This window comes from Actinomyces gaoshouyii (genome assembly GCF_002072175.1).
GTDB classification, from domain to species: domain Bacteria; phylum Actinomycetota; class Actinomycetes; order Actinomycetales; family Actinomycetaceae; genus Actinomyces; species Actinomyces gaoshouyii.
In genome coordinates this window covers 56,384-79,038 of record NZ_MVIV01000005.1, presented here as the reverse complement: position 1 = coordinate 79,038, position 22,655 = coordinate 56,384, and the positions used below count along the sequence as shown (strand labels likewise).

18 protein-coding genes are annotated in these 22,655 nt (G+C 70.1%); 11 read left to right on the top strand and 7 right to left on the bottom strand.

What is annotated here, in order from left to right; genetic code table 11:
• Positions 1 to 14 precede the first annotated feature (14 nt).
• The 4 genes from B1H50_RS05980 to B1H50_RS05965 form a co-directional block, all read right to left on the bottom strand.
• Positions 15 to 197 (bottom strand): Rv0909 family putative TA system antitoxin, encoded by a 183-nt coding sequence (locus B1H50_RS05980; RefSeq protein WP_080462869.1) that lies wholly within the window; start codon positions 195 to 197, stop codon positions 15 to 17.
• A gap of 168 nt (positions 198 to 365) precedes the next feature.
• The gene (locus B1H50_RS05975) at positions 366 to 791 is read right to left on the bottom strand and encodes an MmcQ/YjbR family DNA-binding protein (RefSeq protein ID WP_080462868.1); all 426 of its coding nucleotides are present in this window, start codon (positions 789 to 791) and stop codon (positions 366 to 368) included.
• A gap of 89 nt (positions 792 to 880) precedes the next feature.
• Positions 881 to 2,056: a sensor histidine kinase gene (locus B1H50_RS05970; RefSeq protein ID WP_080462867.1), complete on the bottom strand. Its 1,176-nt coding sequence runs from the start codon at positions 2,054 to 2,056 to the stop codon at positions 881 to 883.
• A 6-nt stretch (positions 2,057 to 2,062) separates the two neighbouring features.
• Positions 2,063 to 2,722, bottom strand: coding sequence for a response regulator transcription factor (locus B1H50_RS05965; RefSeq protein ID WP_080462866.1), 660 nt, complete (start codon positions 2,720 to 2,722; stop codon positions 2,063 to 2,065).
• A gap of 324 nt (positions 2,723 to 3,046) precedes the next feature.
• Between B1H50_RS05965 and B1H50_RS05960 the strand changes: the two genes are divergently transcribed.
• The 3 genes from B1H50_RS05960 to B1H50_RS05950 all read left to right on the top strand — a co-directional run bounded on the left by B1H50_RS05960 (position 3,047) and on the right by B1H50_RS05950 (position 7,949).
• Positions 3,047 to 4,042, top strand: coding sequence for a DUF418 domain-containing protein (locus B1H50_RS05960; protein WP_143231764.1), 996 nt, complete (start codon positions 3,047 to 3,049; stop codon positions 4,040 to 4,042).
• Between the two features lie 10 nt (positions 4,043 to 4,052).
• A complete protein-coding gene (locus tag B1H50_RS05955) occupies positions 4,053 to 4,949 on the top strand; it encodes a S1 family peptidase (RefSeq protein WP_080462864.1) in 897 nt (298 codons plus the stop codon).
• Between the two features lie 261 nt (positions 4,950 to 5,210).
• On the top strand, positions 5,211 to 7,949 hold the full coding sequence (locus B1H50_RS05950; RefSeq protein ID WP_080462863.1) for an ATP-dependent Clp protease ATP-binding subunit: 2,739 nt from the start codon (positions 5,211 to 5,213) through the stop codon (positions 7,947 to 7,949).
• A gap of 783 nt (positions 7,950 to 8,732) precedes the next feature.
• Here the strand turns inward: B1H50_RS05950 and B1H50_RS05945 are convergent.
• Positions 8,733 to 9,494: an HAD family hydrolase gene (locus B1H50_RS05945; RefSeq protein ID WP_080462862.1), complete on the bottom strand. Its 762-nt coding sequence runs from the start codon at positions 9,492 to 9,494 to the stop codon at positions 8,733 to 8,735.
• A 96-nt stretch (positions 9,495 to 9,590) separates the two neighbouring features.
• Between B1H50_RS05945 and B1H50_RS05940 the strand changes: the two genes are divergently transcribed.
• Together B1H50_RS05940 and B1H50_RS05935 are read left to right on the top strand one after the other, a co-directional pair.
• The gene (locus tag B1H50_RS05940; RefSeq protein WP_229657849.1) at positions 9,591 to 10,592 is read left to right on the top strand and encodes a LacI family DNA-binding transcriptional regulator; all 1,002 of its coding nucleotides are present in this window, start codon (positions 9,591 to 9,593) and stop codon (positions 10,590 to 10,592) included.
• 67 nt (positions 10,593 to 10,659) lie between these two features.
• Positions 10,660 to 12,873 (top strand): NAD(+) synthase, encoded by a 2,214-nt coding sequence (locus tag B1H50_RS05935; RefSeq protein ID WP_080462861.1) that lies wholly within the window; start codon positions 10,660 to 10,662, stop codon positions 12,871 to 12,873.
• Positions 12,874 to 13,036: 163 nt separating this feature from the next.
• Here the strand turns inward: B1H50_RS05935 and B1H50_RS10085 are convergent, their stop codons facing one another.
• Positions 13,037 to 16,012: a glycoside hydrolase family 32 protein gene (locus B1H50_RS10085; RefSeq protein WP_158082831.1), complete on the bottom strand. Its 2,976-nt coding sequence runs from the start codon at positions 16,010 to 16,012 to the stop codon at positions 13,037 to 13,039.
• Between the two features lie 520 nt (positions 16,013 to 16,532).
• Here B1H50_RS10085 and B1H50_RS05925 point away from each other — a divergent pair.
• From B1H50_RS05925 to B1H50_RS05905, 5 genes are all read left to right on the top strand, one after another.
• Positions 16,533 to 16,973 (top strand): PTS sugar transporter subunit IIA, encoded by a 441-nt coding sequence (locus B1H50_RS05925; RefSeq protein WP_080462859.1) that lies wholly within the window; start codon positions 16,533 to 16,535, stop codon positions 16,971 to 16,973.
• On the top strand, positions 16,973 to 17,464 hold the full coding sequence (locus B1H50_RS05920; RefSeq protein WP_080462858.1) for a PTS sugar transporter subunit IIB: 492 nt from the start codon (positions 16,973 to 16,975) through the stop codon (positions 17,462 to 17,464). The genes B1H50_RS05925 and B1H50_RS05920 overlap by 1 nt, the downstream gene beginning before the upstream one ends.
• A gap of 38 nt (positions 17,465 to 17,502) precedes the next feature.
• Positions 17,503 to 18,432 carry a PTS mannose/fructose/sorbose transporter subunit IIC gene (locus B1H50_RS05915; RefSeq protein ID WP_080462857.1) on the top strand — a complete coding sequence of 310 codons (930 nt, stop codon included), beginning with the start codon at positions 17,503 to 17,505 and terminating at the stop codon, positions 18,430 to 18,432.
• Positions 18,433 to 18,451: 19 nt separating this feature from the next.
• Positions 18,452 to 19,303, top strand: a complete 852-nt coding sequence (locus B1H50_RS05910; protein ID WP_095532502.1) for a PTS system mannose/fructose/sorbose family transporter subunit IID — start codon at positions 18,452 to 18,454, stop codon at positions 19,301 to 19,303.
• Between the two features lie 145 nt (positions 19,304 to 19,448).
• The gene (locus B1H50_RS05905; protein ID WP_080462856.1) at positions 19,449 to 20,246 is read left to right on the top strand and encodes an HAD family hydrolase; all 798 of its coding nucleotides are present in this window, start codon (positions 19,449 to 19,451) and stop codon (positions 20,244 to 20,246) included.
• A gap of 321 nt (positions 20,247 to 20,567) precedes the next feature.
• On the opposite strand, the gene B1H50_RS05900 is transcribed toward B1H50_RS05905, so the two are convergent.
• Positions 20,568 to 21,023 carry a GNAT family N-acetyltransferase gene (locus tag B1H50_RS05900; protein ID WP_080462855.1) on the bottom strand — a complete coding sequence of 152 codons (456 nt, stop codon included), beginning with the start codon at positions 21,021 to 21,023 and terminating at the stop codon, positions 20,568 to 20,570.
• Positions 21,024 to 21,210: 187 nt separating this feature from the next.
• On the opposite strand from B1H50_RS05900, the gene B1H50_RS05895 reads away from it, so the two are divergent.
• Positions 21,211 to 22,653, top strand: coding sequence for a chemotaxis protein (locus B1H50_RS05895; RefSeq protein WP_080462854.1), 1,443 nt, complete (start codon positions 21,211 to 21,213; stop codon positions 22,651 to 22,653).
• Positions 22,654 to 22,655: the final 2 nt, after the last annotated feature.

Genomic DNA, 22,655 nt, shown 5'->3' with positions numbered 1-22,655 from the left:
TGCGCCGCTGATGGTCACTCGTTGCCGAGCTTGGAGTCGACGGTCTCGACGGCGGAATCGATCCTCTCGTCGAACTTGCCGCCGGTGACCTTCTTGGCGGCGCCGGCCGCGGCGCCGAGGACCTTGTCGCTGATGGTCTCGGCCTTGTCGCTCTTGAGGGCCTCGCTGGCCTTGTCCCTGAGGTCGTCGATCCCCATGGTGCTCTCCCTTCCGTGAGGGGACGTCGCGCCGGACGGCGCGTGCCCGGCATGATGAAATCAGATACAGTCCCGCAGGGCAAATTGATGATCCCCACAACAGGGTGCGGCAAGCGCGAACAGATGCCTGAGGCCGGGCCCTGCCCCGCCTCGGCCAGGACTCCCGGATCACCACTGCCAGGTGGGGCGCGACGCCTCCGCGGTAGTGGCGGCCAGGCGCAGGGCCTGCTGGACAGCGCGGGGGAGCAGCGAGTGGACGAGTCTGTAGGAGTCCTCGACGAGCTCGTGGGCGGTATCGGCATCGTACCCGGGTGCGGTGAGGTCGATGCTCACCCAGTGCCTCTTGGACTGGTGGAAGCCGGGTTCGGTCCAGGGGATGGAGTGTCGCACGGCGATGGCATCCTCCGGGTCGAGCTTCACGTTGACGATGAGCCTGCCGTCGGTGTGGGTCAGGAGCAGCGCGAAGAGCCGGGGGCCGATGCTCGCCACGCTCGTGCCCCACTCGGGCTTGTGCCCCACCCAGGCCCCGGGAAGCGTGGCCGCGTAGTCGAGGAGCTCCGAGGCGCGCTCCAGGGCGGATCCGGTGGATGCCATGTCCGAAGGGTACGTCCGTGGAGCCGGGTCGGATCGTCGCCGTCGGCCAACTGCTGATCATGCCTGTCGCCACGGCGGTGACGGGAGGGCTACTCATCCTCCTGGCACGGCGCCGACGGCAGCTCCAGGGCGGCGACCAGCCCTCCGCCCGGTCGTGGTGCCAGGCTCAGCTTGCCTGAGTGGGCAACCGCTACGGCTGAGACGATCGCCAGGCCGAGTCCATGACCGCTGCCGCGTGTGCGACCTCGGCCCGCGCCGCGCACGAAGGGCTCGCACAGGGTCTCCAGGTCCTCCTCGGATACGAGCGGGCCGGTGTTGGCCACTGAGACCTCGACCGTCCCGCCCTGCCCCGGTGAGCTTGCTCGAGGCTCGGCGCCGCTGATGGTCGTGGACACGCTGCCACCCGGCCGGTTGTGGCGCACTGCGTTGCGCACGAGGTTGGACACGGCCTGACGCAGCAGTACCGGGTCGCCCTCGACCACGGCGCTCGCGCGCGGCGGGCGGGGCAGGCTCACCTGGTGGCAGCGGGCCTCCTCGGCCGCGTCCGCCAGCACCGAGCGCAGGATCCCCGCCAGGTCCACGCGCTCGTGGGCCAGGGTGCCGGACTGCGCCTGGGCCAGGTCCAGCAGGGCGTCTACCGTCTCCACGTTGGCGCGGTTGGTCTCGCGCACCCGCTCGGCCATGGTCCGCAGCTGCTCGACCGAGGCCTCGGGGTCCGCCAGTGTCACGTCGATCATCGCCTGGGTCGTGGCCAGGGGCGTGCGCAGCTCGTGGGAGGCGTTGGAGGCGAAGCGCCGGTGCGCGGTGAACGAGGCCTCCAGCGATGCCAGCATGTGGTCGAAGGTGTCCGCCAGGTCGCGGATCTCGTCGTGGGGGCCGTGCAGGTCCAGCCTCTGGCCGAGGTCACCGTGCGCCGCACGCCTGGAGGCCTCGCTCATGGCTGACAGCGGCGCCAGCATGCGCCCGGCTACGACCCACCCGATCACGGCGGACAGCAGCGACAGCAGCAGGAGGGCGCCGAGGGAGATGACGAGCATCGTCCTGAAGAACTCGGACATCATGAGCGCCAGGTACAGCTGGATCTCGACGGCGTCGTCCCCCTCCTCGGGCAGGATCGGCTCGAAGCTGACCGGTACGAGCCGCATGTACAGGTAGACGACGGCGGCCAGGACCGTGCCGGAGGCCGTCACCAGGCCCGCGTAGCTCAGGGTCAGGCGGGTGCGCAGCGTCAGACGGCGACGGCGCCACGTGCTGGTCCTCCGCACCGCTCCTCAGCTCCCGAAGCGGTAGCCGGCACCTGGGACCGTCTGGATCACCCACGGCTGCCCCAGGCGCTTGCGCAGGTGGGAGATCGTCACCCGGATCGAGCTGGTGAAGGGGTCGGCGTTCGCGTCCCACGCCTTCTCCAGGAGGGTCTCGGCGGATAGTACGCCGCCGTCGGCTTCCATGAGGACCCGCAGGACCGCGAACTCCTTGGGGCTGAGCTGTACCTGTTGCCCGTCACGCGCCACCTCCCTGCGGAAGGGATCCAGGCGCACGCCGTTGGCCTGGAGCACCGGGGTGCGGGCCGGCTGGCTGCGCCGGCCCAGGGCCAGTAGGCGCGCCACGAGCTCGGGGAACTCGAAGGGCTTGGTGAGGTAGTCGTCCGCGCCGATCGACAGGCCCCTGACGCGCTCGTCCAGGGACCTGGCGGCCGTGAGCATGAGAACCCTGGTGCGCGGGAAGTCCGTGACCAGGCGTGCGCAGAGCTGATCGCCGTGCATCCCCGGCAGATCCCGGTCCAGGACGACGACGTCATAGTCGGTCGTGCTGATCGCCTCCAGGGCCTCCAGCCCGTCGCCGATCACGTCCACGGCCATCGACTCGCGGCGCAGGCCCCGGGCGATCGCCTCTGCCAGGTAGGACTCGTCCTCAACCACCAGGACACGCATGAGATCCCTTCAGCCTTCCTCATCATCCCTCCCAAATCTTACGCGGTGGCCTGGCATCCTCCCGGGATGGGGCCGGGCCCTGCCGCTCACGCGTCCTGCGACTGCTCGAAGGGGCCTTGCCGCTCACGCCGGCGCCGGGAGTGGTGTTATCCCGTCTGCGCCCGGCTTTTACGCTACGACAACAAAGAGGCTCATATTGTCGCAGCCATGTCAGTATCGCCAACAACGTCATCGGCAGCGCCTGCTGCATCCCGCGCCGCGCGTATCGTCGGGCTCGACATCGCTCGCGCGATCGCCCTGATCGGGATGATCATCGCGCACATCATGATGCCGCAGGGAGAGGCAGGGGTGCTCTTCATCGGCTTCCCCTCCGCGCTGTTCGCCGTGCTCGCGGGCGTTTCCCTGTCGATCATGTCCACCCGCGGCGTCCGTGAGGGCGGGACGGCCCTGGCCTCCTCCCGGCACGCACTCATGGTCCGCGGCGCCCTGCTCATCGTCATCCACCAGCTCATCGACCCCTTCTCAGGGGACATCTCCGTCGTGCTGCAGGCTTTCGGCATCTGCTACATCGCCCTCGCCTGTGTCCCGCGGTGGACCAACCGCGCCCTGGCCGTGCTGCTGCTGTGGCTTGCCGTCGCCTCCGCCGTCGTGCACGCCGTGTCCTTTATGACTGTCCTGCCTCCCTTCCTCGTCGCCCCCTACCCGGCGGTGACCTGGGCCGCCTACATGGTGGTGGGCGTGCTGGTGCACCGTCTGCTGGTCGTCGCGTCGGTGCCTGCCCAGGCGATGGTCGCCGCGGCCGGTCTCCTGGCCGCCGTGACCGGTACCTACCTGAGCGACGTCGTGAACATCGACTCCGCCTTCCAGGGAAGCCGCGACCGGCTGCTCCTCCTGGCGCTGATCAACCCGGAGACCCACACCGGTAGCTTTGTCGACCTCGTCTCGGCCACCGGCGGCGCTCTGGTGGTCATCAGCCTGAGCCTCATCGCCGGCAGGGCCGGACGGTGGCTGTACCCGCTGCAGGCTATGGGGTCGATGTCCCTGACCGTGTACGTCGTCCACGTGCTGACTGCGGGCGCCGTCCTGACTGCCTCCGGCCCGACGCACTTCCCGGTGCTGGCGGTGGGAACGGTCCTGGGGAGCATGGCAGTGGCCATGATCATCCGCACACGCTTCAACCACGGCCCCCTGGAGTGGGCGGTGCGCCGCATCGTGCAGACCGTCTCCTGCACGACCCTGCCGCCCCGGCCCGCCCTCGGGCGCTCCGGAGCCCTCCGCTCCCCGTCCACCGCACAGCACACTGCCACCGACCTGAACTGAAAGGAACACCATGAAAATCCTGCGCCCCATTCGCGCCGTCGTGGCCACCTCGGCCATCGCCCTGACGATCCTGCTCCCGGCGACAGCCGCCCAGGCGCTGGAGTCCAGCACCTTCGCCGAGGAGAATGACGAGTCCAATGCCGTCGTCTCCGAGGAGCTCGGCACGGGTAGTGAGGCGGGTGGCTGCACCGGCGCCGCGATCGCTCCCCACTGGGTGCTCACCGCCCGCCACTGCGTCGACACGTACCCCAACCCCGCCGGGTCGGTGCGCCTCGGCCAGGGAAGCAACCAGCGCACGGTGGCCATCGACCGGTGGGAGGTCGCTCCCGCTGGTGACTTCGCCCTTCTGCACACCGTGGAGGACATGGGCCTGTCCAGCTACCCCACGCTCGCCTCCAAGACCCCTGACTCCGGTGAGGGCACCATGTACGGCTGGTCCGAGGACGGCTCCGGCGGCCAGACCCGCCTGCCCACAGCGCGCGGCAAGATCGAGGGCTTCAGCGAGATCTCCCTCTACGAGGGCGCCCCCTCCATCCAGGTCACGGCGCAGGACGGCGCCAAGACCCAGGCCGGCGACTCCGGGGCTCCCCTGTTCGTCAACGGCGAGCTCGTCGGCGTGCTCTCCGCGAGCCTTGACACCGAGGGCGATGACACGCGCTCCAGTAACGCCGCTTACGCCCAGGTGGCGGAGCAGCGTGAGTGGATCATGGGAGTGGTCGACGGCAGCAACAAGGGCTCGGGCGGGGCCAGGAGCGACGACGCCGTGTCGGGCTCCGACGGGCTGAGTCCGCTGTGGATCGGTGGTGGGGCTGTCGCCCTGGTGGCTGCCGGTGCCGGCACCTACTTCGTCATGCGCCGCCGTCCGGACGCCCAGGAGTCCGAGGGCGGGGACCGCGGCGAGCAGTGAGGCGCGGCTGAGCGGGCCGTTCCGGTCGACCGCTCGAAGCCGGTGGTCCCCACCGCCCCGAATACCGGGGCGGTGGGGACCACCTCGTGGTGCGGGACCGCTCACGGCTCTCCTTCGGCGGGATCCGGCGCCCGCGGGGGAGGACGGGCGAGGATCACGCAGAGTTGAGTGGAATAGACTCACCCTTGCGGGGGTTGCTCCCGTCGAAGATGCCCGGACCGTCCGGCGGCGTCGCACTCAGGTCCTCAAGGAGGCCCGCATATGGACACCAACTACACCACCCGTGCCCAGGAGGCGATCGGCGGGGCTGCGCAGGCCGCTGCTGCGAGCGGCAACCCGCAGGTGGAGACGAGCCATCTCCTCAGCGAGCTCCTCTCCCAGGCGGATGGCGTCGCACCGGCGCTGCTGGTAGCGGCCGTCGGCGCTGAGCAGCGCACGGCCGTCGGCGCTGCCGCGCGGCGCGCCCTCCTCGCCCTGCCCACGTCCTCCGGCGCCACCACTGGCCGCCCCCAGGCCTCCCGGGCCCTGCTCGCCGCCCTGGAGAGGGCCGCCACCCGGGCCGGGGCCCTCGGCGACGACTACGTCTCCACCGAGCACCTTCTCATCGCCCTCGCCGAGGGAGACCCCGCCGATCCCGCTGCCGGCGCGCTGAGGGAGGCGGGCGCTACCGCGGAGGCCCTGGCCGCCGCGCTTCCCGAGGTCCGCGGCTCCGGGCGAGTGACCTCCGCCAACCCCGAGGGCACCTACAACACCCTCGATAAGTACGGCACCGACCTCACCGGGGCTGCCCGCGAGGGCAGACTCGATCCCGTCATCGGCCGCGATTCCGAGATCCGTCGTGTCATCCAGGTCCTCAGCCGCAGGACCAAGAACAACCCCGTCCTCATCGGTGAGCCCGGTGTCGGCAAGACCGCCGTCGTCGAGGGCCTCGCTCAGCGCATCGTCGCCGGCGACGTTCCCGACTCCCTGCGCGGCAAGCGCCTGATCTCCCTCGACCTGGCCGGCATGGTCGCAGGGGCCAAGTACCGCGGAGAGTTCGAGGAGAGGCTCAAGGCCGTTCTGAAGGAGATCAAGGACTCCGACGGCGAGGTCGTCACTTTCATCGACGAGCTGCACACCGTCGTGGGCGCGGGCGGTGGGAGCGGGGGCGCCATGGACGCCGGCAACATGCTCAAGCCCATGCTCGCCCGTGGCGAGCTGCGCCTGGTCGGTGCCACCACGCTCGACGAGTACCGCGAGCGCATTGAGAAGGACCCCGCCCTGGAGCGGCGCTTCCAGCAGGTCCTCGTCGGTGAGCCCAGTGTGGAGGACACAGTCGCGATCCTGCGCGGCATCGCCCCCAAGTATGAGGCCCACCACCACGTGACGATCTCCGACGGCGCCCTGGTCGCTGCCGCCTCCCTGTCGGACCGCTACATCTCTGGCCGCCAACTACCCGATAAGGCCATCGACCTGGTGGACGAGGCCGCCTCGCGGCTGCGCATGGAGCTCGACTCCAGCCCGGTCGAGATCGATGAGCTGCGCCGCCGCGTGGACCGCATGCGCATGGAGGAGGCCTACCTCGCCGAGTCCCTCGGGGCCGACGGCCGGGAGGGACCTTCCGCGGGCGGCGCCGACTCCATCGAGACCGCCGCCGACGTGGAGCGCCTCGAGCGCCTTCGCGCTGAGCTCGCTGATGCTTCTGAGGAGCTGGCCGCGCTGATCACCCGCTGGGAGGCCGAGAAGGCCGGTCACAACCGCATCGGCGAGTTGCGAGCCGCCCTCGACGAGCTGTCCACCAAGGCCGACCTCGCCGAGCGCGAGGGCCGCTTCGAGGAGGCCGGGCGCCTGCGCTACGGGGAGATGCCCTCCCTCGAGACCCAGATCCGGCAGGCCGAGGCCGCTGAGACCGCTTCCGCCGTCGCCGGCCCCGACGGCCTCGCGCGCGAGGGCACCGAGCCGATGATCGCCGAGAAGGTCGGCGCCGCGGAGATCGCCGAGGTTGTCGCCGCCTGGACCGGCATCCCCGTGGGGCGCCTGCTCCAGGGCGAGTCCGCCAAACTGCTCCGTATGGAGGGGGTCATCGGTGAGCGCCTCATCGGTCAGAGGGCCGCCGTCGCCGCCGTGTGCGATGCCGTACGGCGCTCGCGGGCCGGCGTGTCAGACCCGGACCGCCCCACTGCGTCCTTCCTCTTCCTCGGCCCCACGGGCGTGGGCAAGACCGAGCTGGCGAAGTCGCTCGCGGACTTCCTCTTCGATGACGAGCGCGCCATCGTGCGACTCGACATGTCGGAATACTCCGAGAAGCACTCGGTGGCCCGGCTTGTGGGCGCGCCTCCCGGGTACGTCGGCTACGAGGAGGGCGGTCACCTCACTGAGGCCGTGCGTCGCCGCCCCTACTCGGTGGTGCTGCTCGATGAGGTGGAGAAGGCCCACCCGGAGGTCTTCGACCTGCTCCTCCAGGTGCTCGACGACGGTCGGCTCACCGACGGCCAGGGGCGCACCGTGGACTTCCGCAACACGATCCTCGTGCTCACCTCCAACCTCGGTTCGCACTTCCTCATCGATCCGCTGCTCAGCCCCGACGAGAAGCGCAGTGAGGTCATGGCGCGGGTCCGCGCCCACTTCAAGCCCGAGTTCCTCAACCGGCTCGACGACACTCTTGTCTTCGACCCGCTGACCAAGGAGGAGCTGGGCCGGATTGTCGAGATCCAGCTCGCCCGGATGGCTGAGCGACTGGCGGACCGGCGCCTCACGCTCATCGTCACCGACGCCGCCCGCCAGTGGCTGGCAGATGAGGGTTACGACCCTGCCTTCGGGGCGCGGCCCCTGCGCCGCCTCGTCCAGCGGGAGATCGGGGACCGCCTGGCCAGGCTCATCTTGGCCGGGGAGGTCCTGGATGGCCAGGAGATCGTCGCAGACCTCAGCGAGGACGGGCCTGCTGCCGGTCTCGCCCTGCGGGCCGTGGGCGCGGGGCGCGCCCCAAGCGCGTCAAGCGCGCCAGCGGGGCCGCCCGCATAGAGCGACGCATCGCGATGGCGCGCCCGGCCAGGAAAAGGTCGGGCGCGCCATCGCGCATAGCGCTCGTGGTGCCGCTCCCCGCGCCCCGCAAAGAGGGCGGGTGGACGAGCATCGGGTACCTGCAGGGGTATGGGTTGCGGGTGATCCTGAATGCCAACCATGTATGTCGGATGACCGTAGGGATGGCGATATCCCACTAAGAGCGGCTCCTATTTCAGGATGTTATTTTTCTGTTACTATTTATGTGAGAAGCGATCCTGAAGGACGTGGGTATAGTATGCCCGATTTCACATGTGTCGTCCGTGAGGAACGAAAAAGGGGCCCCGCACCTCAGTGCGGGGCCCCGGTCGGGTACGGGGGCGCGGTCCCTGAAACGCGCGAGTCCCGAGCGCCGCGGCATGTCATCGGAGTCCCTGATCTCCTCGTGCCGGGGCGTTTCCCGACGGCGTCATCATATGCGACTTGATCGCCGCGAAGCACATTCGTCGCTCAGAAGTTGTCGTGGAATGGGATCTCGCCGAGTCCCGATCCGTTCGAAACGGCGGAGAATCGCCAGATCGGAGCCCCGGCGCCCGCGGGATCACATTTCCGTAACGAGATGTCGGAGCTCATGGATCGGTCCGTGAATATGCCTGACGATCCTCATGAGAAGACCTTCACAGCGCGCTCGCGAATTGGCGGTCCGGATTGACCCCGTGGCCCAGGGCGCGGATCTCCTCGACCAGTCCCCTCTCCAGGCCCTCCCGGGACAGGGAGCAACAGGGGGAGGGGGTTCAACGGTGTTTATCGTGCCCCCCGGTGCTGATCCGGAGACGGCGCGGTGCCGGCAGTGGCGGCACCGCCTGTGGGGGCATCCCGCCGGTCCTCTCGCAGGAGGGCATGGGGCGTCACCGAGGTCAGGTCGGGCACGACGACGAGCCCGGGATCGGCGGGGAACACCTTGGTCGCGCCGATCTGGACCACATGGATCCCATTGGCACGGGCCGAGGCCACGCCCGTCGCCGAGTCCTCCACGACGACGCATTCCGCGGGGGTCAGGCCGAGTCGCTCGACCGCCGTGGCGTAGGGGAGGGGGTCGGGCTTGGCACCCGCGCCGTCGTCCCCCGTGATGGTCACGGCGAACACGTCCCCCAGGGCGCGCGCCACGCTCTCGACGATCCGGCGGGGGGAAGCGGACACGATCGCCTGCGCGACTCCGCGCTGCGCCAAGGCCGAGGTGATCCGCTCCGCGCCGGGGAGCAAGGGAGGGGAGGCCGCCACGCGTGCCCCGACGTCGTCGGCGATCGCGGTGAAGAGATCCCCAGCGGCCGGGTCCGTCCAGTCGGAGACGGCGCCCGTCTCCGCGATGAGTCGCCGCGCCGTCTCGATGGACGCTCCGGTGAGGCGTTCCACGATCCCCCGGGTGGGAGCGCCCCCGGCCTCGCGGGTGCGGGTGACGAAGGCCTCATCCCAGAACGGTTGGGAGTCTATGAGAGTGCCATCCATGTCCCACAGGACTGCTCGGATCGTGAAGCCCGGATGGGAGGGAAGAACTGTGACCGCCATCCCATGAGCGTAGCGCGCGGCGCGTGCCCACGGGGCCTCCCTGTGGCATCGTGGGCACGGAGCATCGATCCGGGAGGAGGCCCGCCCGTGAGCCGTATGGAGCGCCGGGCGACGATGGCGGATATCGCGAGCGCCGCCGGAGTGTCGCGGACCACCGTCTCCTTCGTCCTCAACGACCGCCCGGACTCGCGCATCCCCCAGGCCACGCGGGCGAGGGTCCTCCGGGCCGCGAAGGAGCTCGACTACCGGCCGCAGGGGACGGCGCGCCTCGCCCACCCCCGGTCGAGCAGCGCCCTAGGCGTGGTCACCGACATCCTCACCGGCCCGCAGGCCTCCTCCATCATCCGCGGCATGCAGGACGCCGCCCTGCGCGAGGGCATGCCCTTACTCCTCATCCCCACCACGGGGCGCGCGGAGGACGACCGCCGCGCCGTCGCCTCGCTCCTGGAGCACCGGGTGGGCGCCGTCCTCCAGGCGCGCGCCAGTGGCGCCCAGGTCACCTTGCCGGCCGAGGTCCGTGACATCCCCACGATCCTCATCAACTGCCAGTCATCGGACAGCGGGCGTCCCAGCGTCCGACCCGATGAGGAGCGCATCGCCCGTCTCGAGGCCGATGCGCTCCTTACCGGGGAGCACCGGGACATCGGCGTCATCGAGGTCTCCGGGGCCGACGTCGGTGCCCGGCCCCGGCGTGACGGCTACCGGGCCAGCTTCACGCGCGCCGGGATCGACTGGGATGGCGTTGCCACCGCCGTCGGGTACGGCACCATCCAGGGCGGCTACCGGGCCGCGGGCCAGCTCCTCGACGCCAACCCGTGGACGACCGCCCTCCTGTGCGGCAACAACAGGATGGCGATCGGCGCCTACGACGCTGTGCGCGAGCGCGGCCTGCGCGTGCGCGACGATGTCGCCATCATCGGCATCGACGACGAGGACCTCGCCCCCGTGCAGCTCCGCCCCGGCCTGACCTGCGTGGCGCTTCCCTTCGAGGAGATGGGCAGGGTCGGCGTCGAGCGCCTGGCGGCCATGCTGAGGGGTGAGAGCGTGCCGGCCCGGACCCTGCTGCCAGGGCGGCTGGTGCGCCGCGCCTCCATCTGAGCGCCGGTCCGGGGCGACGTGGGCCGGGCCGGGCCCGAGCCGGCTTGGATCATGGCAGGATCATGGCATGGCAACCCAGGACACCCAGCACTGGGCGGACCCGCAGGACGAGGCCGCGGGCCGCCCGAGCATCGTCTTCCGCTCCGCCTACGACCAGGGATTCGCTCGCGTCGCCGCCGTCACCCTGCCTGCCGTGCCCGGCGACCCGGATAAGAACGCCGCCGCCATCATCGACCAGGCCCGGGCGCTCGGGGAGGACGGCGTCTGCCTCGCCGCCTTCCCCGAGCTGTGCCTAACCGGTTACGCCATCGACGACCTCCTCCACGCCGATGTCCTCCTCGATGCGGCGCTGGCCGCCATCGAGACCATCCGGGCCGCGAGCGAGGACTTCCTTCCAGCGATCGTCATCGGGGCCCCGATCCGCGTGGGCGATCGCCTGTTCAACTGCGCCGTCGTCATCGCCGGAGGGGCCGTGCGCGGCGTCGCCCCCAAGTCCTACCTGCCCACCTACCGCGAGTTCTACGAGGCCCGGCACTTCGCCGCCGGCGACGCTCCTGAGGTCGACCAGCGCCGCGCGCGCCTGCGGGGGGTGCGGGGGCCCGGGGGGCCGGGAGTCACGGGAACCGCTGACGCGACCGTGCCCTTCGGTCCCCACCTGCTCTTCGACGTCGCCGACGTCCCTGGCCTCGTTTTCCACGTGGAGGTCTGCGAGGACATGTGGGTGCCCGTCCCGCCGTCGTCCGTGGCCGCGCTCGCGGGAGCCACGGTGCTGCTCAACATCTCCTCCTCGCCGATCACCGTCGGCCGTGCCGAGGACCGTCACCTCCTGGCGCGCTCCTCCTCGGCCCGGGGCCTGGCCGCCTATGTCTACGCGGCCGCTGGGCAGGGCGAGTCGAGTACGGATCTGGCCTGGGACGGCCAGACCATGATCTACGAGAACGGCGAGTTGCTCGCCTCTTCCGAGCGCTTCCCGGACGGGCCGCGCGCCACCATTGCCGACGTCGATATCGAGGGGATGCGCGCCGAGCGACTGCGTCAGGGGACCTTCGAGGACAACGCCCGCACCTTGGCGCGCGCCGCCGGTGCTGCGCCCGCACCGGGTCCCGCCTCCTTCGCCAACCCCCGGGCCTTCGAGCGCATCGAGATCCCTGCTGCTGATCTGCGCGCGCCTCGGACGGATATTGGGCTGCGGCGGCGCGTGGACCGCTTCCCCTTCGTGCCGGACGATCCGGCGCGCCTGGCCCAGGACTGTTACGAGGCCTATTCCATCCAGGTCGAGGCGCTCGTCCAGCGCCTGCGCGCCATCGGCAACCCCAAGATCGTTATCGGCGTTTCAGGGGGGCTCGACTCCACCCAGGCTCTCATCGTGGCCGCCCGCGCCATGGACCGCCTGGGCCGCCCCCGCTCCGACATCCTGGCCTACACGATGCCCGGCTTCGCCACGAGCGCCACCACCCGCCGCAACGCCGAGGACCTCGCCGTCGGGCTCGGCTGCGCCTTCTCTGAACTCGACATCCGCCCCACCGCCACGCAGATGCTCACGGAGATGGGGCACCCCTACGGGCGCGGCGAGCGCGGTCCCGAGGTCTACGACGTCACTTTCGAGAACGTCCAGGCAGGACTGCGCACCGACTTCCTGTTCCGTATCGCCAACGCCCGTGGCGGGATCGTGCTGGGCACGGGGGACCTCTCCGAGCTGGCGATGGGTTGGTGCACCTTCGGCGTGGGCGACCACATGGCCCACTACGGGGTGAACGCGGGGATCCCCAAGACCCTCATCCAGCACCTCATCCGCTGGGTGGTGGCCGAGCGGATCTTCGACGAGGCCGTCGGGCGCACGCTGCTGTCCATCCTCGACACCGAGATCAGCCCCGAGCTGGTGCCCGGTAGTCAGGACGAGCCCATGCAGTCCACTCAATCGCGGATCGGCCCCTACGCCCTCCAGGACTTCACCCTGTGGCACGTGCTGCGCAGGGGCTCGCGGCCCAGCCGGATCGCCTTCCTGGCGGAGAAGGCCTGGTCCAACGCCTCCGAGGGCGATTGGCCGCAGGGCCTGCCCGAGGCGGACCGGGTCGCCTACGCGCTTCCGGAGATCCGGCGTTGGGAACTGCTGTTCCTCAAGCGCTTCTTCGCCAACCAGTTCAAGCGCTCGACCCTGCCCAACGGCCCGAAGGTCGTTGCCGGGGGATCGCTGTCCCCCCGCGGGGACTGGCGCATGCCCTCCGATGTGAGTGGCACCGCCTGGATCGCCGAGCTCGAGCGCAACGTCCCCCAGTCCTAGTCCTCCTCCGTCCCGCCCGCCTTCCCCTCGCCGAGACCGGTCGATATCAAGAGCGAGACCGGTCCGCCATCCACAGGGATGATGGCCGGCGTCCACGCACCAGCCCTGTCTGTGGATATTGGGCCGGTCTCGCTCCCATTTTCGACCGGTCTCGGCGAGAGGGCTAGGGGGTCAGGCGGCCGGTGACGGGATCCAGGTAGTACCAGGCACCGTCGATCCACTGCCAGCCTGCGGTCATCGCCCCGTCGGGGGCCAGGTAGTACCAGTGGCCGGCCACGGCGATCCAGCCGGTCAGCATGTGACCCCAGGCCGGCTCGAGGAAGTACCAGTGACCGTTGACGGCCTGCCATCCCGTGGCCATGGTGCCGTCGGGGCGCAGGTAGTACCACAGGTTGCCGACCCTCGCCCATCCGGTGGCCATGGCCCCGGTGGCGGGGTCGAGGTAGTACCAGGAGCCGTCGTCCTTGAGCCAGCCCTTCACCGCCTGGCCCGTGGCCGGGTCGATGTAGGTCCACGCGCTACCGGTCCACACCCACCCCGTTGACGGAGCCGGGTCCGGGTCGGGACTGGGCGCCGGGGAGCGGTAGTCGGCCAGCGCCTGCGAGGTGAGGCCTGTGGCCACCGCCACGCCGCCCTCGGAGAACAGGCTCACGCCCGTGGCGTCCTGCGAGGGGTAGACGGCGGAGGTGATGACCGCCTCGCCGTCGTTTGCGAAGACCTCCACGCTGGAGCGGTCCACCACGAGGCGCAGACGCAGCAGACCATCGGCGCCCAGGCTCACCGGAGCGCGCGAGATCGAGGGGAAGGCGGGGCTGAATCCGACCTCCCCGGAATGGGTGCGATCGACGTAGACCTGCCCGATCTGCGCGTCGTAGCCGACGATCGTCTCCTGGCTGTCGCCCACGAGGACCTTGACCCCCGCGCGCGCCGAGGAACCAGGATCGAGCGTGAGGCTGAGGTCATAGGACGAGCCCGCTGCGGAGGGGAGATCGACGGCGCCGTCCACGGTGAGCCCCGATGCCGTCACCGGCTGGCCCGAGTGGAGGGTGGCCAGCGCCTCCACCGGGGTGGACACCACGCGGAGCTGCCCGCCCACGGTGCGCAGCTTGTACGTCCGGGGCAGGGTCATCGCGGTGCGCCATGTGCTCGTGGGGGTGCCGTTGACGTACGACCAGTTCGACATCCACCCGATTCCGTAGCGCTTGCCGTTGGGGGCGCCGTTCCAGGTGACCGCCGCGTAGTTGTCCCGGCCCTGGTCGAGGATCGGCATGACATCGCGCTGGGAGAAGCCAGCCGTGCTCGACGCGGTGATCGAGTCGACGAGGATGTGCCCGTACTCGGAGGTCGCGTTATTGTCCTCGATGACGAGCGTCGCCTGCTTGCCCTGCCAGGAGCGCAGGTCAAGGCTCGTCCAGTCCAATGACTCGCTCTGACTTCCCGTGGCGGAGGCGACGACGGTGCCGTCCACCACGACGTTGACCGAGGTGTTCGAGGCCGACGGCGTGGCGGCCCGATCCGACAACCGCACCTCGTCGAGAAGGATGTGGCCCCAGCCGCCGGTCGCTGTGTCGGTCACGACGATCGTTGCCTGGCTGCCCCGCAGGTCGGAGACGTCCCAGCTCTGCCAGTTGAGCTCTTCGAGGTCGCGGCCCGAGGCGCTCCTGACCACCTGCCCGTTGACGACGAGGTCCACCGTGGTCTGCCCGGCGCCCGAGGCGGCCGTGGCGGAGCCGCCGCCGATATGCAGGTTGATGTGGTCGGCGTCGATCGTGAAGGCAGGTGAGGTCGCAGTGCCGGTGGTCTCATCTGTGCCCCGTCCACTGGCCGAGTCGTAGTACGAGTTGAGCAGGCCCGGGCCGCGCTGGTTGATCACCGCTTGCTGAGGCGGGTTGGCGCCGGTGGACGGGGCGGTGCCGAAGGCGTTGCCGGTCACGGTCCAGCCGTCCCAGGTGCCGGAGTCGAAGCCGGTCAGGAGCGTGCCGCCCCCGTCGTCGCCGGTGGCCGCGGCGTCGTAGGGGTGCTTGCCGCCGCCCACGAGCATGTTGAGGTAGGGGGCGGAGATGGTGAACGGAGCGGAGGTGGCCGAGCCGGTCGCGGCATCGGAGCCCTGGCCGGTGGACGCGTCGTAGAAGGTGTTGACCAGGCCGGGGCCCTGCTGCCCGGTGAACGGCTGCTGGCCGGGCGTGGCGCCGGTGGACGGGGCGGTGCCGAAGGCGTTGCCGGTCACGCTCCAGCCGTCCCAGGCGCCCGAGTCGAAACCGGCCAGGACCGTGCCCTCGCTGCCGTCGTAGGAGGGCAGGGGGTCGGCGGTGAAGGCGGAGCCGTTCCAATCACCGACGAAGTACTTGGTCTGCCCGACCTGTCCCGCTACGGACAGGGAGAGCACCCACTTGACCTCGGTGGGGTCGTCGTCGACGGCGAGGGGGAAGAAGTCGGGGCACTCCCAGACGGCGGTCGTGTCGCCCACGCCGCCGAACTCGGATTCGAAGCTCCAGTCGATGAGGTTGGGCGAGGAGTAGAAGCGCACCTTGTGCTCTGTGGCGACGACGGCCACGAGCACCCAGCGCTGGGACACCGTGTCCCAGAAGACCTTGGGGTCGCGGAACTCCTTGGAGCCGATGTCGAGCACAGGGGCGGCGTTATTGAGATTGGTCCAGGTCATCCCGTGGTCCGTGGAGTAGGACAGGGACTGGGCCTGGATGCCCGTGGCATTGTCGGCGCGGGTCCACAGTGCCACCAGCGGCGGCGCCTCGGGGGTGCCGAGGCCCGAGGTGTTGGTCGCGTCGTAGACGGCCGAGCCGGAGAAGACTCCGTAGGCATCCGTCGCGGGGATGGCGACTGGCTGCTCGGTCCAGTGGATGAGGTCGAGCGAGATCGCATGGCCCCATGACATGTTGCCCCAGGCGAGGCCGTAGGGGTTGTGCTGGTAGAAGAGGTGATAGGTGCCGTTCTCATAGACGAGGCCGTTGGGGTCGTTCATCCAGTTCGCGGCGGGGGTGTAGTGGGCCCGGGGCCGCCAGGCCTCGCTCCGGGAGGCGTCGGCGGCCGTTGCCGGGGATGGGGTGGTGCCGAGCAGAACCCCGGAGAGCATCAGGGCGAGCGCAGCGGTGAGGGCGACGACAAGGGGCGATCGTCTCATGGCATCTCCTTCGATGGCAGGGCTGGGTTGTGCATGCGCCCAGCTCAGACCCATTCTGGCGAAGTGGGGCGCGCGGGGGTGCCGATCGCATCGCCGGAGGGCTCCTGTTATCAAGCCGTGATCTTCATGGGGCGATTGAGCGGTGGGCTGCGAGGCGCAGGGGCCGGTGCTGCCTGGTGCTGGACCGCTCGCGCCAGCACTTGCGACCGGTTTCGGTGCTGTTTTCGACCGGTCTCGGCGAGGAGGGGGCGGACGGCGGTCGGATCGACATAAATGTGACAAAGATTACATCTAGCGCTCATGTTAGCGGCGGCCTCATGTGAGCCATGCAATATCGATGGCGTGGCGGGCATCTCATTGCTAACACTTGGGCTCGCGCGTTGCTAACGCAAGTTATCTCCGGTGATACCGGGGCCCAACGAGCCCTATCGGCCGGTGAGAGCGCCTATTGTCCCTGTCGCCACATCGTTTGCCGACGTCGGGCCCGCTCGCCGTCGGCCCGACTGGAAGGCGGTTATCCGTGGTATCCGTGATCATCGCTGCTCATGGGCGTATGGCGGAGGGGCTGCTCGGCTCCTCCGCCATGATCGTCGGCCCGAGCGACGACGTCGTCGCCATCACCTTCGAGCAATCGGAGGGGCCTGACGACCTCCTCGCCAAGTACGCCGCGGCCGTTGAGGCCTCGCCGTCCGAGCAGCACCTCATCCTGTGCGACCTCTTCGGCGGGAGCCCCTACAACGCCGCGGCGCGCTTCGCAGCGGAGCGCCCCGACGCCGACGTCGTCTCCGGCGCCAATCTGCCCATGCTCGTCGAGGTCCTCGCCCGCCGCATGGCCGGCGCGAGCCTGCCCGAACTCGTCGAGGTCGCCCGCACCGCCGGCAGGGCCGGCATCAAGATCCTCTCCGAGGAGTACACCCCCACCACCCCCACCATCTCTGACGACGAAGGAGACGAGCTCTGATGGACATCAAGCTCCTGCGTATCGATTCCCGCCTGGTTCACGGACAGGTCGCCAACAACTGGGCGGGCTCCCTGGGCGCCGAGGCGATCCTCGCGGTCTCGGACAGCGCCGCCAACGACGAGCTGCGCAAGTCCCTCCTCCTTCAAACCGGTGGTGGCAAGGTGAAGGTCCACGTCCTGGGCGTGGAGAAGGCGGCCAGGGTCTACAAGAACCCCAAGTACGCCGCCCTCAAGGCCATCATCGTCGTCGAGACGCCCGGGGACATCGTCCGCCTCCTCGACCTCGGGCTCGAGGCCGGCGAGGTCAATGTGGGCGGCATGACCTTCAAGCAGGGGACCTCGCAGGTATCCCAGGCCGTCTACGCCTCCCCCGAGGATGTCGCCGCCTTCGCCGAGATCGACTCGCGCGGCATCCTCCAGTACATCCAGCAGGTCCCCTCCACGGGTCGCTCCGACCTCATGCCCACCCTCAAGTCGAAGGGGCTGCTATGAGGCCGGCCTCGCGCTGAGCCCATGCGAAAGGTTCTCCCATGCATGACATCTCCACAATCCAGATCATCCTGGTCACCATCGTCGCCTTCGTCGCGGGGCTGGGAAGCGTCCTCGACGAGCGCCAGTTCCACCGTCCCCTCGTCGCCTGCACCCTGACGGGACTCGCCCTGGGCCAGCCCACCGTCGGCATCGTCGTCGGGGGCACCCTGGAGCTGATCGCGCTGGGCTGGCTGAACGTCGGCGCCGCCATGGCCCCCGACGCGGCCCTGGCCTCGACCGTCTCCACCGTCATCGCCGTCGCCTCCATGGGCGGCGACGGCGGTACGAAGGCGGCCATCGACGCCGCCATCAGTGTCGCCGTCCCACTCGCCGTCGCTGGTCAGGCCCTGACGATCTTCGTGCGAACAATCGCAGTGTTCTTCGCCCACCAAGCCGATCGATACGCCAAGCAGGCCAACTACCGGGGCATCGTGGTCATGCACTTCACCGCCCTGGGCCTCCAGGGCCTGCGCGTGGCCATCCCCACCGCGATCGTCGCGGCGCTGGCCTCCGGCGACGCCGTCCACAAGGCGCTGGACGCCATCCCCGAGGTCATTACCAAGGGCCTGGGAATCGCCGGCGGGTTCATCGTCGTCGTCGGATACGCGATGGTCATCAACATGATGAAGGCGCGCAAGCTCATGCCCTTCTTCTTCCTGGGCTTCGTCTTCGCCACCTTCGCCACGACGATCGCCGGCAGGGGCTCCGTCTCCGACCCCCAGGGCGCCGGAGACATGGCGAACTGGGTCCTCCAGGTCATGCCGACAGGAGTGACGCTAGTGGGCCTGGGCATCGTGGGCGCCTGCCTCGCCGTCATCTACACCCAGCTCAACCCCGAGTTCGCCAAGCCGGCCCCCGCACCCCAGCCGGCTCCCACACCCGCCGGTGGCGCCTGGGCGGACGATGACCTCGACGACGAGCTCGACTGAGTGAATGGAGAACGTGATCATGACTTCCACCACGACCGCCGCCCCTGAGCGCGCCCTGACCAACAGGGACTTGCAGTCCATGTACTGGCGCTCGACGACGCTCCTGGGCTCCTTCAACTTCGAGCGCATGCAGGCGATGGGCTTCTGCTTCACCCTCATGCCCGCGATCAAGAAGGTCTACAAGGGCGACAAGGCCGCCCAGGCCGCCGCCCTCGAGCGCCACCTGGAGTTCTACAACACCCACCCGTGGGTGTCCTCCGTCGTCTTCGGCATCACCGCCGCCATGGAGGAGCAGCGCGCCAAGGGCGAGCCCATCGGCGACGACACCATCACCAACGTCAAGATCGGCCTCATGGGGCCGCTCGCCGGAGTCGGTGACCCCATCTTCTGGGGAACCGCCCGGCCCGTCCTCGCGGCCCTGGGCGCCTCGCTGGCGCTCGACGGCTCCATCGTGGGGCCGCTGCTGTTCTTCCTGGGCATCAACGTCCTGCGCGTGGCCACGCGCTGGTACGGGCTCAAGCTCGGCTATGAGCGGGGCACCGCGATGGTCACCGAGGTCGGCGGCGGCCAGCTCAAGAAGATCACCCAGATGGCCGCCGTCATGGGGCTCTTCGTCATGGGCGCCCTGGTCTCGAAGTGGACGACGATCAACTTCCCGGCCGTGGTCGCGTCGGTCGAGGACAGGGACACCGGCGTCGTGGCCGACACGACGCTGCAGATGATCCTCGATCAGCTGCTGCCGGGACTGGCCGCGCTGGGCCTGACCTTCCTGTGCATGTGGCTGCTCAACAAGAAGGTCAACGCGCTGTGGATCATCCTGGGCATGTTCGTCGTCGGCATCCTCGGCGCCTGGACGGGCCTCCTCGGCTGAGCCGAACCGGGCCCCATGCCCTAGGCTGCGAGGGGCGCGCGGAGCACCGCTCCCGCGCCCCTCGCGCGTACAGGCGCCGTGCCCGCGCCAGGCCCGAGCAAGCCCGGAGATCCGCCAGTCCAGCCAGAAGCCCAACGGAGGGCCCATGCGACGCCTCATCGTCACCGACCTCGACTCCACCATCATCTTCAACCGCGGCGTCTCCCGGGCGGACCGCGAGGCCATGACGCGCTGGCGGGCCGCCGGCAACCTGCTCGCCATCGACACCGGCAAATCCATCTTCGCCGCGCGCGGCGTCCTGGAGCCCGAAGGCGTGCGCTTCGACTACGGCATCGTCTTCACCGGTGCCGTCCTCATCGACAGCGACTACCGGGTCCTCGCGGCCCGTTATCTCCCCGATGGAGTCGCCCGCGCCATTGTCGAGGACACCGCCGAACTGCCGGGTGTGACCACCTACGCCACCACGATTGCACAGGACTACATCCTGGCTGACAACAACGGTGACGCATCCCCCATCCTCCAGGTCTTCGAACCCATGAGTGCCGCGCAGATGGGCGAGCATCGCTTCATCGGAGTGCCGCTGCGCGTCACCGACGACTTCCTGCGCGAGCGCATCGAGATCGAGGCCGCCGAGCGCTGGGGGACGGGGATCGAGTGCCATCGCAACCTCGAGTTCCTCGACATCGTGCCGACCGGATCCTCCAAGGGGCACGGGCTCGCCGAGCTCCTCGCCGGTCCCCTGGCGGACACCCGCGCCTCGGAGGGTCTCGAGGTATGGACCATCGGGGACTCCTACAACGATGTCTCCATGCACGCCCTCGCGGACCACCCCATCACCCTGCCCTGGGCCCCGCCCGAGGTGAGCCGGGCCTGCGAGCGCGTGGTCGGCTCCATGGCCGAGCTCATCGACGGCCTCCTCGGTCAGGCTCCGCCGCTTCCCTGAGATGTGATGGCCGTCATCGCCCTGGTATCAGGGTTGCATGCCGCGCCGCCTCCACGCCCGCCGCCGCTCCTCCCAGCGCGTCCCCATCAACTACGCCATCTACTGCTTCGGCGCCGAGGGCTACATGCGCACCGGCTGCTGGAAGGACGACGTCGGCTGGCACTACTACACCCCTCCACCGGGTGGCTCGGCCTGGACGAGTGGTACTACACGGACCCCTCCAGCGGCATCATGGCCACCGGCAGCCGGAGCACCGGCGGCAGGACCCACTGGTTCTACGACTGGAGCGAGATCCGAATGCCGCGGGTGCTTCAGAGGGGCTCAGCTCTTGGAGGCGCTGTGGCGGTACACGTTCGTCTCGCGCAGCTCGAAGCCGCAGCGCTGGTAGAGGCGGTTGGCCGCCTCGCGGGATGGGCGCGAGGTGAGGTCGACGGTGCGGGCCCCGAGCTCCTGGGCGTGGGCGACCGCTGCCTCGACGAGCTGCCTGCCGGCGCCCTGTCCGCGCGCCTCGGCGTCGACGACGACGTCCTCCACCCAGGCCCGCAGGCCCGTGGGGATCGTGAAGGTCGCCAGGGTCAGCATGCCCAGGATCGGGGCGGGGCCCTCCCCGGCGGGGGAATCGGGGCGGAAGGCGAAGAGGTAGACGCCGTCCTGAGCCAGAAGGGCCTCGCACTGCTCGGCGGTGAGCGCGGGGGCGCTTCGGGAGAGCTGGGGGATGAGGCGCTCCATCGCCTCGACGAGCTCGGGTCCGGCCTGGGTGACGATCTCGGTGGACATCGTGATGCCTCTCTGCGTGACTGCCGTGGGATGCGCGCCGCGTGAGGGCCGGCGCGAATGCCCTGAGCCTAGCGGCGATGGCCCGGGGCGCGGGCAGGCCGGGCACACGGCGTCAGCATCGGGAGTAGTCTCGGGGGACCCAGCGCGGCACCGTTGGGACGAGCATCCAGCCGGAGGAGGCCCCGCCATGACCGAGCGCACCGAGCCGACCCAGGCGACTGGGCTGAGCGATCCTGCCGGGGGCGGCGCGCCGCCCGCCCCGGAGCGCGCCTTCGAGGCCCATGAGATCTTCTTCTCCACCACCGACGCGGCCGGTCGCATCCGCCGTGCCAACTCGATCTTCATGAGGTTGTCCGGCTACCCGCGCGGGGCGCTCGTGGGCCGGGCCCACAACGTGGTGCGCCACGCCGTCATGCCCGCCGGACTCTTCCGTGGGGTGTGGGAGGACATCGAGGCTGGCCACGCGGCAAGCGCCTACATCACCAATCGGGCCTCCGACGGCGGGCAATACCGGGTCTTCGCCACCATCGTCCCCTCGGGCAGCGGCTACCTGTCCATCCGCACCCTCCCCCAGCTCACCGAGCAGCGTGACGCCTTCGAGAGGGCCTACGGCCGCGTGAGGGAGGTCGAGGCGGCCTCGGCCGCGCTCGGCTCCACCCGCCGGGAGGTCGCGGCCGCGGGACAGGCGGCGCTGGGTCGCGAGTTGGAGGCGCTGGGGTACGAGTCCACCGTGGACTTCACCCGGCGGGCAGTGGCCTCCGAGGTGGCCGCGCTCGTGGCCGCCGGGGTCGGCATCCCGAGCGCGGAGGGCGCCGAGGGGCCAGTGGCCCGCGTGCTGGCGGAGATGCACGCGATCGAGGAGGCCACCAGCGGCCATCTCGCCCTGCTCGACGAGCTCGCCCGCCTCGTGCGCCTCCTGGAGCGCCGCGCCACCGAGATCCGGGCGCTCTCGGCGAGGCTGGCCGAGCTGCGCGCCGCCCTGCGCGCCACGCGGGATGAGGTCGCGCGCCTCGGCGCGGCGCGGGCCGGGGAGGGCGCGGGTGCGGACGGCGGGGCTCAGGGTTTCGAGGAGCATTACCGGAGGGTGGACGCCCTCGTCCTGGAATGCGCCGAGGAGCTCCGGCCGCTGGCCGGGCAGGTCTCCGAGCTGCGCGGCGACGCCTACTCCGTGCGCTTCGCCATCGCCCTCATGCGCCTGCACAACCTCGCCTCGGGGTTCTTCGCCGCCCAGATCCTCGCCGGGGATGATGACGTGGCCGAGAACGACGCCGTCGGCTCCCTCGAGGAGCTGACGAGCGCCCTGAACGAGGGCATCTCGCGACTCACCGACCACCGGGCCCTGCTGGAGGCCAGGCGCGAACTCGTCGGCGGGGAGCTCGACGCCGTCGCCGAGGAGCTCGCAGCCACGCGGGGGCCGCTCACCGAGCTCCTGACCGAGGCCGCTGCGGTGGATGCGGGGCAGAGCGAGGCGGCGCGGAGGGCCGCTGCCCTCATCGGGGATGGCTTCCCCGAGGCGCGCGACCTGGCGGACTTGGCGGGGGCCATCCGCGATCTGGAGATCCCCGCGCTGGCCGCTGAGATCCAGGAGCGCATCACCGCCGTGCGACGCGCCCTGGCCGAGTTGCGCTGAGT